Raw genomic sequence first — 14067 nt, 5'->3', positions numbered from 1 at the left:
ATAAAAAGCCCGAATGAAACACAGAATCTCACGCCGTGCATTCCTGAACGGATGCACGCTGCTGGCGGCAGCTGCTGCCGTAAGCAGTCTGACTTCCTGCGGAGAAGAGGAAGCGAAAGACAGCGGTCTTGCACAAATCGTTGTGGGAAGCGACAGCTATCCACCTTATATCTATCTGAATAATGACGGTGTTCCCACCGGGATCGATGTGGAAATCGCCACCGAGGCGTTCCGCCGCATGGGGTATGCTGCCCGGTTTGAAACGATCAACTGGGAGCAGAAAACAAATCTTGTGGAAAGCGGCGCCATCGACTGCATCTGGGGCTGCTTTTCCATGGATGGACGCGAAGAGGTATACCGCTGGGCGGGGCCTTACATGGTGAGCCGTCAGGTGGTTGCGGTGGATGCCGACAGCAGCATCCGATCTCTCAGCGACCTTGCCGGCAAGACCGTCGCCGTGCAGAGCACCGGCAAGCCGGAGGAGATCTTTCTCAGCGGCTCCGACCCGCGCATCCCGCAGACGGTGGAGGTGCTCAGCATCGAAAACCGCAGTGTGCAGTACGCAATGCTGGCCTGCGGCTATGTGGACGGCATCGCCGCCCACGAGACAGGCATCCTGCAATATATGAAGGACAATGCCGTAGACTTCCGCATTTTGGAGGAACCGCTGCTGGTCACCGGGCTGGGCATCGCCTTTGCCAAGAACGACACCCGCGGGCTGGACAGCCAGCTGACCGATACCCTTGCGCAGATGCGCGCGGATGGCACGCTGGAGCGGATCATTGACCGATACCTTGAAAATGCTTCGCAGTATCTGGAGGTGGACACAATTGGCGCGTAAAAACAGAACCACCCCGGATAAAAGGATATGGACAGCCTATCTGATCATCGGCGTGCTCTTGATGGCCGGTGTTGCTTTTTTCTCCAGCTGGCGGGCAATGCGCACAGCAGAGGAACGCTTTTGCCAGACCCTTGAGTTTGTCAAATCCCAGTCCACCAGCTTTGAAAAGCACAACGATACCATCACGGCAAAGGCACTCCGCCGCACGGCGGTCGCAGTCCATCAGCTGGCAGAGAATCCTGCGCTTGACCTCTCCGACCCGCAGTGCCTGAACAGGCAGACAGAAAAGCTCTGGCTCACCGGCATTTCGGTTCTGGGACCGGATGGCACGCTCCGGTGCGAGTCCACGACCAACGGCATCGGCTATGACCGGTTTGGCGACCAGCTGAAAAATGACGCTGTTCTGGACGTTTTATCTTACCCGCGAAAGACCTATGTGAAGCGCGTCCTGCTGGAAGATGGCTCTGCTGTGGATGTTGCGGCGCACCGGGCAGAAAGCACAGAGCTGCTCCTGCTTGCCTACCGGTACACCCCGGCGGAATTTGTGGAGGAAACGGCGCTGTCCATCCAGAGCATACTGGATGGCTACCCGGCAGAAACCAGCGGCACGCTGTTCATCGTGCAGAACAATCAGGTCGTTGCCGCAAACCGCCCGGAGCTGATTGGGCAGGATGTTGCAGGCAGTCCGCTGGCGCAGGGGATCCGCAAAGCCGGGGCCGCAGAGAAGCTGACCCATACCCGGGACTGGAACGGCTCCGGCTGCTATTTCGGGATGTTCTGCCATGGCAGATCCTTCGATCTCTATGCGTACACGGATGAAAAAATAATCTTCCGGGAGGCGCTTTTGCTGATCCTGACGGTTCTGGTCGGCTACATCCTGCTTGTAATGATCCTTCAGCTGCTGCGCCGCCGCTCCGTGCAGGAGATGGAGCTGCAGAAAAAAGAGCAGGAGAGGAAGTATCAGACCCAGCTGGAGGAACAGAACCGCAAGCTGGAGATCGCGCTTCAGCACGAGGGGGCGGCAAACCGCGCCAAGCGGGAGTTCCTGTTCAATATGAGCCACGATATCCGCACCCCCATGAACGCCATCATCGGCTTCACTTCGCTGGCTGCGACCCATATCGACAATAGGGAACAGGTGCTGGACTACCTCAAAAAGATCTCCACCTCCAGCCAGCATCTGCTTTCCCTCATCAATGATGTGCTGGATATGAGCCGCATCGAGAGCGGAAAGGTAAAGATCGAGGAAAAAGCGGTGCATCTGCCGGACCTCGTCCACGATGTGCGCTCCATCATTCAGCCCAATGTTTCGGCAAAGCGGCTGTCGCTTTTTATTGATACCATAGATGTGGAGAACGAGGATATCATCACCGACCCGCTGCGGCTGAACCAGATCCTGCTGAACATTTTGTCCAATGCCATCAAGTTCACTCCCACAGGCGGCATGATCAGCATTCGCATTGCTGAGAAAAACGGTGCGCCTGCGGGCCGGGCCTGCTATGAATTCCGCATCAAGGACAACGGCATCGGCATGAGCGAGGAATTCCAGAAGCACATCTTTGAGGAGTTCGCCCGTGAGGAAAACTCCACCGTCAGCGGCATTCAGGGTACCGGCCTCGGCATGTCCATCACCAAGAACATTGTGGACCTGATGGGCGGCACCATCGCCATTGAGAGCGAGCCGGGCAAGGGCAGCGAGTTTATCGTGAATCTCTGCTTTGCGCTCAGCGGACAAAAGGTGGAGCTCAGGCAGCTCCCGCAGCTGGAAGGGCTGCGTGCACTGGTGGCGGACGACGATACCGACACCTGCCTGAGCGTCAGCACCATGCTGTCCAAGATCGGGATGCGGCCGGAGTGGACGATCTCCGGCAGGGAAGCGGTGATCCGCACCCGGTATGCCATGGAGCAGGGGGATGAATTCAGCGTTTACATCATCGACTGGCTGATCCCCGATATGAACGGCATCGAGATCGTGCGGCAGATCCGCAAGGTGATTGGAAAAAGCTGCCCCATCATCATCCTGACCGCCTACGACTGGGCCGATATTGAAGAGGAAGCCCGCGCTGCCGGTGTTACCGCCTTCTGCGAAAAGCCGCTGTTCCTCTCGGAGCTGCGCAGAGTGCTGGCAGAGCCGTTCGGTGCAGAGCCTGCCTGCAGGCCGGTGCAGCTGAACGCAGAGGCCTTCAAAGGGAAAAAGATCCTGCTGGTGGAGGACAACGAGCTGAACCGTGAGATCGCAGTGGAGATCCTGAAGGAAGCGGGCTTTGAGGTGGAATCTGCCGAGGATGGCGAGATCGCCGTCCGGAAGATGAAGCAGGCGGCAGACGGACAGTATGACCTGATCCTCATGGACATCCAGATGCCCAACATGGACGGCTACGAGGCAACGCGGCAGATTCGTGCGCTGCCGGATGCCGCAAAGGCTGGCATCCCCATCTTTGCAATGACGGCAAATGCCTTTGAGGAAGACCGTCAGAACGCACTGAAGGCCGGTATGAACGGCCATATTGCAAAGCCGCTGGATATTCCGCACCTGCTGCAGGTCCTTGCAGATGTACTGAAATAAATAGCGCCCAAAAGCAAAATCACCCACAGCAAGCGCCACAGAGGTTTTGAATCTCCGGAGAGCAAATTGCTGCGGGTGCTTTATTTTTTTATGCCTGAACGGCAGTTTCTGTGATGTTTGGTGTAGCAATTTAACTGTACCACAGAACGACTCATTCGTCTTTTTTCACTTTGTGACACATCTATTGTAATCCTACACAGCTTTTATGGTTCAATATATGAAATTTTATTGAAAATTTTTCATGGTAGTGGTAAAATATTTTTATGTCTCTGTCATTCTGTGCCCCTTCGCGGTAGAGGGAGAGCGCAAAACAGAAAAGACGCAAAAATTGCGGCATCCTTTCCGTGGGTGGGTTTTACAGCGCACACTCTTGCGGGCGGTGATGTATGATCAGTAAGCCAAAGCAGCCAACCGCAAAACGATAGCTGCCCAAGAAGTGTGAGGAGAAGGATCGGATGAAAACAAAAACATTGCGCCGCCTATTTTCCATGCTTGCGGCACTGGTGATGGGGCTATCCCTGTTCACCGGATGCAGCGAAAAAAATGCGGAACGAACACAGGAGCAGGAAGACGCTCAGACTATTCAGGTGTATCTGTGGAGCACCAGCCTGTACGAAAACTATGCCCCCTATGTCCAGTCCCAGCTGCCGGACGTGAACATTGAGTTCATCGTCGGCAACAACGATCTGGATTTTTACAAGTTTTTGCAGCAGAACGGCGGTCTGCCGGATATCATCACCTGCTGCCGCTTCTCGCTGCACGATGCGGCACCGTTGAAGGGCAGCCTGATGAACCTTGCCATGACCAATGAGGCGGGCGCTGTGTACAACACCTACCTCAACAGCTTCAAAAACGAGGATGGCAGTGTGAACTGGCTGCCGGTGTGCGCGGATGCCCACGGCTTTGTGGTCAACCGCAGCCTTTTTGAGCAGTACGATATTCCCCTGCCCACCGATTACGCAAGCTTTGCAGCTGCCTGTCAGGCTTTTGAAAAGGTAGGCATCCGCGGCTTTACCTCCGATTATACCTACGACTACACCTGCATGGAAACCCTGCAGGGGCTTTCCGCTGCCGAGCTTACCACCACCGCGGGGCGCAAGTGGCGCACTACCTACAGCGACCCCGCCAGCACCGCGCGGGTGGGTCTGGACGACACCGTATGGCCGGGGGCGTTTGAGCGGATGGAGCAGTTCATTCAGGATACCCACCTTACAGCAGATGATCTTGCATTGAATTACGACGATGTGACCGGGATGTTCCGGAACGGAGAAGTTGCCATGTACTTTGGCAGCTCTGCCGGCGTGAAGATGTTTCAGGATGAGGGCATCGACACGATCTTTCTGCCCTTCTTCAGCCAGAACGGCGAACCGTGGATCATGACCACCCCCTATTTCCAAGTTGCCCTGAACCGGGATCTGGAGCAGGACACCGCGCGCCGTGAAAAAGCCATGAAGGTGCTGAACGTCATGCTCTCCGAACAGGCGCAGAACCGCATCGTCTCGGAGGGGCAGGACGTACTGAGCTACAGCCAGAACGTTCCCCTGCGCCTGACCGAGTATCTGAAGGACGTCCGCAGCGTGGTGGAAGAAAACCACATGTATATCCGCATCGCCTCCAACGATTTCTTTGCCGTTTCCAAGGATGTGGTCTCCAAAATGATCGCAGGCGAGCTTACCGCTGAGCAGGCGTATCAGGCCTTCAATGCCCAGCTCCTTGCCGATGAGGAGCCTGCCGATAACGAGACCGTGCTGACCTCCGGGAAGGCCTATTCCAACGTATTCCACGCAAACGGCGGCAGCGCTGCCTTCTCCGTGATGGCAAACACGCTGCGCGGCGTGTATGGCACCGATGTGCTGCTTGCCACCGCAAACAGCTTTACCGGCAGTGTGCTGCAGGCGGATTATAACCAGAAAATGGCAGCTTCCATGATCATGCCGAACGGTCTGATGTCCCGCCAGCGCACCATGACCGGTGCGGAGCTGAAAGAGACCGTCCACGCCTTTGTGGAAGGCTGCGAGGGCGGGTTTGTGCCCTTCAACCGTGGTTCTCTGCCAGTGGTCAGCGGCATTGCTGTGGAGGTAAAAGAGAATAACGGCAGTTATACCCTGATCGGCATCACCCGGAACGGGCAGCCGCTGGGAGATAACGACACCGTTACCGTGACCTGCCTTGCAACGGAAAAGCAGATGGAAGCGCTGCTTGCGAGCGATAGCGGCACGTCTGTGGGCGAAGATACGTGGGTAAAGAACACATGGCGCGATTATATCTCCGGCGGCGCAGCGCTTGCAGAGCCGGAAAACTACATGACACTGAGGTGAGCGGAATGGCAGACGAAAAGCACGAATCCAAACGCAGCTGCTATTCCCGGCACAAGTGGCTGCCTGCCGCCGCTGCCATCCTTCTTTTGGTCTTTCTGGCAGCCGGTTTCAGCTTCCGGTACATCTCGTTTATGTCGCAGACCATCTATCAGGAAAGCACCTCGCATCTGGAAGAGGTGCTGTATAAATCCAATAGTATGCTGAAAGAGATGGTGCGCAAAAACCTGACCTATCTGCATCTGTGCAACGGCTTTCTGAAAAACACCTCGAATGAGGATGAAATTCAGGCCTATATCGAGGAAGCACAGCAGGCAGCCGGATTTGTTGACTTCTACTTTCTTTCCTATGACGGCAACTACATGACCGTGACCGGGGGAACCGGCTACCTTGGCCTGCAGACCAATCTGGACGAAAAGCTCTCCGATGGCGAGGATATCGTCGTAAATACGGCGCTGCCCGGCAAAGCCCCGATGCTTGCGTTCATCTGCCCCGAAACGCAGGGCAGCTACCGGGGCTTTGCCTACGATGCTGTTGCCATCACCTATTATAATGACGCTGTGCTGAGATTGCTGGACAGCTCTGCTTTTCAGGGCAATGCCAGCAACTATGTGATCTACCCGGATGGGCGGGTGGTGATTGACAATTCCGTAAACCGCAAGGAAATCATTTACAACTTCATTGCGATGCTGCGCGACCATTCCGACCTTTCCGAGGAACAGATTCTTGCCCTTTCGGATGATTTTGCGCAGGGCCGCAGCGGAAACCTGCGGGTCAAACTGGGCGACACCAGTTATTATCTGGTCTACGAGGATACCGCGGTCCAGAACTGGACGATGGTGGGGCTTGTGCCGGTCAGCATTGTCAATGCCAGTCTGGATAAGCTGTGGTTCCACACGGTGCAGATCGTGGCGGGCATCGCCTTTGGCCTTGCTGTGCTGATCATCCTGCTGATCCTGCGCAGAAGCCATACGACCCTGCGCCGGAAGGACACTGAGATCCTGTACCGGGACGAGCTGTTCCAAAAGCTTTCGCTGAACGTGGACGACGTTTTCCTGATGCTGGACGCAAAGACCTCCAAGGTGGATTATGTCAGCCCCAACGTCGAACGGCTGCTGGGCATCCCGTGGAAAGAAGTGCGGCAGGATGCCCGTGCTCTGGCAGCGCTGCACCCGAAGGATGACCCGGATCGCGACAAGAACTTTCTGGAAGGACTGCTCAGCGGGCAGCAACGCGAATGGGATTTCGAGTTTGAGCATCGGGAGACCAAAGAGCGGCGCTGGTTCCATAACATCGCCATGGGCAGCGAGGTAGAGGGCAGGACCAAGTATATCCTTGTCTTGTCCGACCGCACCGCCGACAGGCAGGTGAATCAGGCACTTTCGGATGCCGTTGCAGCGGCCGAGACTGCCAACCGCGCCAAAAGCACCTTCCTTTCCAATATGTCCCACGACATCCGCACCCCCATGAACGCCATCATCGGCTTTACCACGCTGGCACTCAGCAACATTGACGATAAAGACCGGGTGAAGGATTATCTTGCCAAGACCCTCGCTTCCAGCAATCATCTACTTTCCCTCATCAACGATGTGCTGGATATGAGCCGCATCGAAAGCGGAAAGATCCATCTGGAAGAAGTGGAAGTCAACCTTTCGGATGTGCTGCACGACTTAAAAACCATCGTCAGCGGGCAGATCTACGCAAAGCAGCTAGAGCTTTATATGGATGCCATGGATGTGACCGATGAGGACGTTTACTGCGATAAGACCCGGCTGAATCAGGTACTGCTGAACCTGCTGTCCAACGCCATCAAGTTCACCCCGGCGGGCGGCACGGTCTCGGTGCGGGTGCGGCAGCTTGCCGGAGCGGTGCGCGGCTGCGGGCAGTATGAGTTCCGCGTCAAGGACAACGGCATCGGCATGAGCCAAGAGTTCGCCAAAAAGATTTTTGAGCCGTTTGAGCGGGAGCGCACCTCCACGGTAAGCCGGATCCAGGGCACCGGCCTTGGCATGGCTATTACCAAAAACATCGTGGATATGATGGGCGGCACCATCGAGGTGCAGACGGCGCAGGGCAAGGGCAGCGAGTTTATCATTCGTGTGCCCATGCGTGCGCAGGCAGAGCACCGTCCGGTGGAAAAGATCACCGAACTGGAAGGCCTGAAGGCACTGGTGGTGGATGACGATTTCAACACCTGCGACAGCGTGACAAAGATGCTGGTCAAGGTGGGCATGCGTGCCGAGTGGACCCTTTCCGGCAAGGAAGCGGTGCTGCGTGCACGGCAGTCCATCGAAATGAGCGACGCCTACCACGCCTATATCATCGACTGGCGCTTGCCGGATATGAACGGCATCGAAGTCACCCGCCAGATCCGCAGCCTGAACGATGATACGCCCATCATCATCCTGACTGCCTACGACTGGTCCGACATTGAGGTGGAGGCAAAGGCTGCCGGTGTGACCGCCTTCTGCTCCAAGCCCATGTTCATGTCCGACCTGCGCGAGACCCTGATGAACGCCATCGGCCAGACACAGACGGATGAGGCGCAGGAGCTTCTGCCGAAAAAGAACACCAACTTCAAGGGCAGGCACATCCTGCTGGTAGAGGACAACGAGCTGAACCGCGAGATCGCGCAGGAGATCCTGTGCGAGTACGGCTTCCGGGTCGATACGGCGGAAAACGGTGCCGTGGCGGTGGAAAAGGTAAGCACTGCCGCACCGGGCAGCTATGATCTGGTGCTGATGGATGTGCAGATGCCGGTGATGGACGGCTATACCGCCACCCGGCAGATCCGCGCACTGGGCGACCCTGCACTGGCAAAGATCCCGATCCTTGCCATGACTGCCAACGCATTCGATGAAGACCGCCGCAATGCCTTGGAAAGCGGCATGACCGGCTTTTTGTCCAAACCCATCGTGATCGGCGACCTTGTGCAGGAGCTGCGCAAGATCCTGTGACCAACTCATCATTGACAAACCTACATTGTGAACTCAAGGAGCCTGTCCAAAAGAAAGCATAAAAATGCATATAACGCCCTATGAAATGGTGTCACGGGGCGTTTTATTTTGTCTTGTTTTGTGGGCGATGTTGCGGTTTATGTTGCGGTTTTGCGAAAACTTGCGAGACTAAATAAAAAAATCCCACGAAATTACGATTCTAAACGTAAATTCGTAGGATTTTTGGAGCTACTGACCTGATTCGAACAGGCGACCTGCTCATTACGAGTGAGCTGCTCTACCAGCTGAGCCACAGTAGCAGATAAAATTTTCTTGCATGTTCTGCAACGAGAAATATTCTATCATACTTCCTGTGCGCTGTCAAGATTTGATTTTGCGGCAGAACAGGTGCAAATAGTCTGTGACGCAAAAATATAACTGCCCTCCGAGAAAAACTCGAAGAGCAGCCTTGCACACAAGAATAATCAGTTGAACAACTTACGGCCGATCCAGATGCAGATGCAGGCACCCACAACGGAAACGAGGATCTCACCCACGATGCCGGTAGCACTCAGACCAATCAGGCCGAACACGATGCTGCCTACAAAACCGCCCAGAATGCCCAGCACGATATTGCGCACGGTGGAAGTTTCGCTGCCCATAATGCGGCCGGCGATGTAACCAGCCAGAGCGCCGATCAGCAGACTGAAAATAAAACCAAACATAATATTCTACCTCCTGAGTTTTAAAGCTCTGCGCTCTGCCCGGCGGTTTCCCGGGCAAAGCGGCAAATATCCTTCAAACAACATTTTTCGCATTCTGGTTTGCGCGCATTGCACACTGCCCGACCATGCATCACAAAGCGGTGGCACAGGTCGCTGCCTTCTTCCGGAGGAACGATCTTCCACAGGGCCATTTCCACCTTCTGCGGTTCCTTGATGCCGTCCACAAGGCCGATCTTGTTGCACAGCCGGATGCAGTGGGTGTCTGTTACGATAGCAGGCTTGCCAAACACATCGCCCATGATAAGGTTTGCGCTCTTGCGGCCTACGCCGGGCAGGGCGAGCAGCTCTTCAAAGGTGGTGGGCACCTGACAATCGTATTTATCGCGCAGCACCCGCATACAGGCGGAGATGTCCCGCGCTTTGGAGTGTCCCAACCCGCAGGGCTTGACGATGGCTTCAATGTCTTCGGGTTCCGCAGCAGCCAGCGCAGCAACATTGGGATATTTGGCAAACAGGTCTTCCACCACAATGTTCACGCGGGCATCGGTGCACTGGGCTGCCAGACGCACGCTGACCAGAAGCTGCCAGGCGTGGTCATAATCCAATGTACAGCCGGCATCTGGGTATTCTTTTTTTAACCGGTCAATCACTTCCAGCGCCAGCGCCTTTTTTGCAGTAAGGTCTTCTGGTGCTTTTTTGCGAACAGGCATTTCATCCACTCCTATCGACAAAAGCTGATACGATAATACCATGTTTTGCGTTTTTTGTAAACTGCGGGCAAAAATTATCTGAGAATGATTTTCAGATAAAACCTTGCTCTTACTGCCAAAATGCGATATACTATAGAAAAATGCTGGGGGAATCGCGCCTCGGTACGGGAGGAGGAAAACACGATGAACGAACCACTGGCACAGCGTCTGCGGCCCAAAACACTGGCAGATGTCTGCGGTCAGCAGCATCTGTTGGCACCGGGCAGGGTGTTCCGCCGTACCATCGAGAGCGGACGCATCCCGAACATGATCTTCTACGGCCCGTCCGGTACCGGAAAAACGACGGTGGCACGCATCATTGCAGAAAACAGCGGTATGACGCTGCATAAGCTCAATGGCACTTCCTGCGGCACCGGGGACATCAAGGCGGTGCTCAAGGATATCGGCACGCTGGCAGGTGCGGGAGGCATCCTGCTGTATCTGGACGAGATCCAGTACCTGAACAAAAAACAGCAGCAGAGCCTGCTGGAATGCATTGAGGACGGCTCGGTGACGCTCATTGCATCCACCACCGAAAATCCATACTTCTACATTTATAATGCGCTGCTGTCCCGCTGTACGGTGTTTGAGTTCAAATCACTTTCGGCAGCGGATGTGGAGCGTGGGGTGCACAATGCACTGAAAAAGCTTTCGGAAGGGGAGAGCACAAAGGTCTGCATGGACGAGGATGCCTGTGCCTACCTTGCCGAGAGCGCAGGCGGCGACCTGCGCAAGGCGCTGGGCTGTCTTGATTTTGCGGTGACGGCAGCTCCCATTGAGGATGGGGAAAAGCACATTACGCTGGAAATGATCCAGCAGGTCACCCGCCGCACTGCCATGCGGTATGACCGGGAGGGCGATGATCACTACGACATCGTGTCAGCCTATCAGAAGTCCATGCGCGGCTCCGACCCGGATGCGGCGCTGCATTATCTGGCCCGTCTGCTGGAAGCAGGAGATCTGCCCTCGGCCTGCCGTCGCCTGATGGTATGTGCCTGCGAGGATGTGGGCCTTGCCTATCCACAGATCATCCCCATTGTGAAGGCGGCAATTGATGCCGCCAACATGGTGGGCCTGCCGGAAGCACGGCTCCCGCTGGCAGATGCCGTCATTCTGGTGGCCACCAGTCCCAAGTCCAACAGTGCCCATGATGCCATCAATGCGGCCATTGCGGATGTGCAGGCGGGCCGTACCGGGCCGATCCCGCGCCAGCTGCAGAACAAGCACTACGACGGTGAGGATGCGCTGGTAAAGGGACAGAATTACAAATATGCCCACGATTACGCCCACCACTGGGTGGAGCAGCAGTACCTGCCAGATGCCATCAAGGACGTAAAATATTATACCTTTGGCGATAACAAAAATGAGCAGGCGTCCCGTGCCTACTGGGCAAAGATCAAGGGCGAAGAGAACGTCTGAGCCACGCCTTACACCCAAAATCCAAAAACAAAGAAAAAGGAGAACGATATGCGATATTCCAAACAGCGTGAGCTGGTCATGCAGACGGTGCAGAACCTGTGCGACCACCCCACCGCCGAGGAAATTTATGATGCTGCGGTCAAGGAATGCCCGGGCCTGAGCCTTGGCACCGTATACCGTAACCTGAATAGTCTGGTGGATGCGGGCCGGGTGCGCCGGGTGTCCATTCCAGGCAAGGCTGACCGCTTTGACCACACGCTGCCCTGGCACAGCCATCTGTACTGCACCGTGTGCGGCAGCGTGACCGATGCCGAGGTGGACGAAGAACAGGTGATGAAACTGGTGAGAAACCAGAAGGGCCATGTGCAGGACTGCGCTGTTGTGCTGATCGGCGTATGCGAGGCCTGCTGCGAGAAGCAGGCGCAGGAAAACGCCCACTGAACCATAAAATTTGCACGGAACCTCTTGCCCGAAGCGTATAAACAGGGTATACTATAGAGAAGGCTCTTTTCAGAAAGTGCAAGTAGATTTTCGCCGCACAGGGCACTTCGGCCCGGCGGAGAAGGATGGTTTGATTGGAATACATTAGTTTTGAACATAATAACATCGCCGCTGAGCTGGTAAAACAGGCCTATGATACGCCGCCGCTGGCCTTTGTGCACAGCTATGGCTGTCAGCAGAACGTGAACGACGGCGAGCGGATCAAGGGCGTGCTGATGGACATCGGCTATGGCCTGTGCGATAAGCCCGAGGATGCAGACCTGATCCTCTTCAACACCTGCGCCGTGCGTGAGCATGCCGAGCAGCGTGTGTTCGGCAACGTAGGTGCCCTGAAGGGACTCAAGGAAAAAAAGCATGATCTCATCATCGGCCTGTGCGGATGCATGGCCAACCAGAAGCACGTGGTAGAAAAGCTGCGCCAGAGCTATCCTTACGTTGACCTTGTGTTTGGCGTGGACGGCATCGACACCCTGCCGCAGCTCATTGCCCAGAAGCTGCAGAAGCATAAGCGTGTGCTGATGGAGCCCGCCCAGCGCCCGGTCATCGTGGAGAATATCCCCATCCGGCGTGAGAGCGAGTTCCGCGCATGGCTGCCCATCATGTACGGCTGCGACAACTTCTGCACCTACTGCATCGTGCCCTATGTGCGCGGTCGCGAGAAGAGCCGCAAGCCCGGCGATATCCTTGCCGAGTTCCGCGGTCTTGTGGAGGCAGGCTATAAGGAGATCACATTGCTGGGACAGAACGTCAACAGCTACGGCAAGGGTCTGGAAGAAAAGGTGGACTTTTCCGATCTGCTCAACCTGCTGTGCACGGTGCCCGGCGATTACCACATCCGCTTTATGACCAGCCACCCCAAGGATGCCAGCCACAAGCTGATCGACACCATTGCCGCCCAGCCGAAGCTGTGCAAGCACCTGCACCTGCCGGTGCAGTGCGGCTCCGATGAACTGCTGAAGAAGATGAACCGCCACTACACGGTGGAGCAGTATCTTGAGCTCATCGAATACGCCCGCAAAACGGTGCCCGGCATCACCTTTTCCAGCGACATCATCGTTGGCTTCCCCGGCGAGACCGAAGCAGACTTTGTAAAGACGCTGGAACTGGTGCAGAAGGTGGGCTATATGCAGCTGTTCACCTTTATCTATTCCAAGCGCACCGGCACCAAGGCCGCCGATATGCCGGACCCCACCCCCCGCAAGGAAAAGACCGACCGCATGACCCGCCTGCTCAAGGTTCAGGACGAGATCGCCATGGCACTGGTCAAGGCGCAGGTTGGTCAGACTGTGAAGGTACTGGTAGAGGGCTTTGGCCGCAATGAGGGCACCCTCTCCGGCCGTCTGGACAACAACCTGACGGTGGAGTTCACGGCAGACGCTTCCCTGATGGGCAGCTATGCCAACGTACATCTCACGGGCGCACGGGCGACTGTGCTGCTGGGTGAGCTTGCCTGAGTGATTCCGGGGCAGTGCCCCTGAACGTATAAATAAGAAGGAGACCTTTCAAATGGATTGCATTGATCTTTTCAAGCGCGCAGCCGTTGCGCTGCAGACCGATAGCCGCTACCTCGTTCTGGATCAGACCCGCAAGGCAAACGATAAGGACGAAGAGCTGCAGAACCTGATCGGCGAGTTCAACCTCGCCCGCATGGATCTGAACAATGAGATCGGCAAGAGCGAGCGCAACGATGCCCGCATCGCCGAACTGAACGAAAAGGTGAACAGCCTGTACGGCCAGATCATGGGCAACGAGGGCATGGTGGCTTACAACGAGGCCAAGCGTGACTGCGAGAACCTCGTGAACTATATCGATGCCATCATCAACACTGCCATGAATGGCGGCGACCCCATGACGGTACAGGAGCCTTCTACTTCCTGCACCGGCAGCTGCTCCACCTGCGGCGGCTGCCACTAAAACCGGCAAAAACAAAACGCGGCTGTGCAAAACAGACCGCGTTTTGTTTGCAAAAGCGGTTACAAGCCGCAAACTTGTGCACAGAACCATAGAACGGGAGA

At 55.9% G+C, this 14067-nt stretch carries 10 protein-coding genes and 1 tRNA gene; 8 read left to right on the top strand and 3 right to left on the bottom strand.

Annotation, left to right across the window (positions count from 1 at the left end; genetic code table 11):
• The first annotated feature begins 13 nt into the window (after window positions 1–13).
• The 4 genes from ACGHUK_RS07445 (at window position 14) to ACGHUK_RS07430 (ending at window position 8679) form a co-directional block, all read left to right on the top strand.
• On the top strand, window positions 14–841 hold the full coding sequence (locus ACGHUK_RS07445; protein ID WP_390573900.1) for a substrate-binding periplasmic protein: 828 nt from the start codon (window positions 14–16) through the stop codon (window positions 839–841).
• A complete protein-coding gene (locus ACGHUK_RS07440; protein WP_390573899.1) occupies window positions 831–3407 on the top strand; it encodes a response regulator in 2577 nt (858 codons plus the stop codon). Before ACGHUK_RS07445 ends, ACGHUK_RS07440 begins: the two co-directional genes overlap by 11 nt.
• Window positions 3408–3862: 455 nt before the next feature.
• On the top strand, window positions 3863–5725 hold the full coding sequence (locus ACGHUK_RS07435) for an extracellular solute-binding protein (protein ID WP_390573897.1): 1863 nt from the start codon (window positions 3863–3865) through the stop codon (window positions 5723–5725).
• A gap of 5 nt (window positions 5726–5730) precedes the next feature.
• Window positions 5731–8679 (top strand): response regulator, encoded by a 2949-nt coding sequence (locus tag ACGHUK_RS07430; RefSeq protein ID WP_390573896.1) that lies wholly within the window; start codon window positions 5731–5733, stop codon window positions 8677–8679.
• 223 nt (window positions 8680–8902) lie between these two features.
• Here ACGHUK_RS07430 and ACGHUK_RS07425 read toward each other — a convergent pair.
• From ACGHUK_RS07425 to nth, 3 genes are all read right to left on the bottom strand, one after another.
• A tRNA-Thr gene (locus ACGHUK_RS07425) sits at window positions 8903–8978 on the bottom strand.
• A 165-nt stretch (window positions 8979–9143) separates the two neighbouring features.
• On the bottom strand, window positions 9144–9383 hold the full coding sequence (locus ACGHUK_RS07420) for a GlsB/YeaQ/YmgE family stress response membrane protein (protein ID WP_005941717.1): 240 nt from the start codon (window positions 9381–9383) through the stop codon (window positions 9144–9146).
• Between the two features lie 20 nt (window positions 9384–9403).
• Window positions 9404–10093, bottom strand: a complete 690-nt coding sequence (nth, locus tag ACGHUK_RS07415; protein ID WP_223387547.1) for an endonuclease III — start codon at window positions 10091–10093, stop codon at window positions 9404–9406.
• Between the two features lie 183 nt (window positions 10094–10276).
• On the opposite strand from nth, the gene ACGHUK_RS07410 reads away from it, so the two are divergent.
• From ACGHUK_RS07410 to ACGHUK_RS07395, 4 genes are all read left to right on the top strand, one after another.
• On the top strand, window positions 10277–11551 hold the full coding sequence (locus ACGHUK_RS07410; RefSeq protein WP_390573895.1) for a replication-associated recombination protein A: 1275 nt from the start codon (window positions 10277–10279) through the stop codon (window positions 11549–11551).
• Between the two features lie 48 nt (window positions 11552–11599).
• Entirely contained in the window at window positions 11600–11992 is a 393-nt protein-coding gene (locus ACGHUK_RS07405; protein WP_390573893.1) for a transcriptional repressor, read from the top strand.
• Between the two features lie 134 nt (window positions 11993–12126).
• Window positions 12127–13506, top strand: coding sequence for a tRNA (N6-isopentenyl adenosine(37)-C2)-methylthiotransferase MiaB (miaB, locus tag ACGHUK_RS07400; protein ID WP_349935188.1), 1380 nt, complete (start codon window positions 12127–12129; stop codon window positions 13504–13506).
• Window positions 13507–13558: 52 nt separating this feature from the next.
• Window positions 13559–13966: a YlbF family regulator gene (locus tag ACGHUK_RS07395; protein ID WP_390573891.1), complete on the top strand. Its 408-nt coding sequence runs from the start codon at window positions 13559–13561 to the stop codon at window positions 13964–13966.
• The last annotated feature ends 101 nt before the right edge of the window (window positions 13967–14067 follow it).

The organism is Faecalibacterium sp. i25-0019-C1 (assembly GCF_042854225.1).
GTDB classification, from domain to species: Bacteria; Bacillota; Clostridia; order Oscillospirales; family Ruminococcaceae; genus Faecalibacterium; species Faecalibacterium taiwanense.
This window is presented reverse-complemented; position numbering and strand designations above follow the sequence as displayed.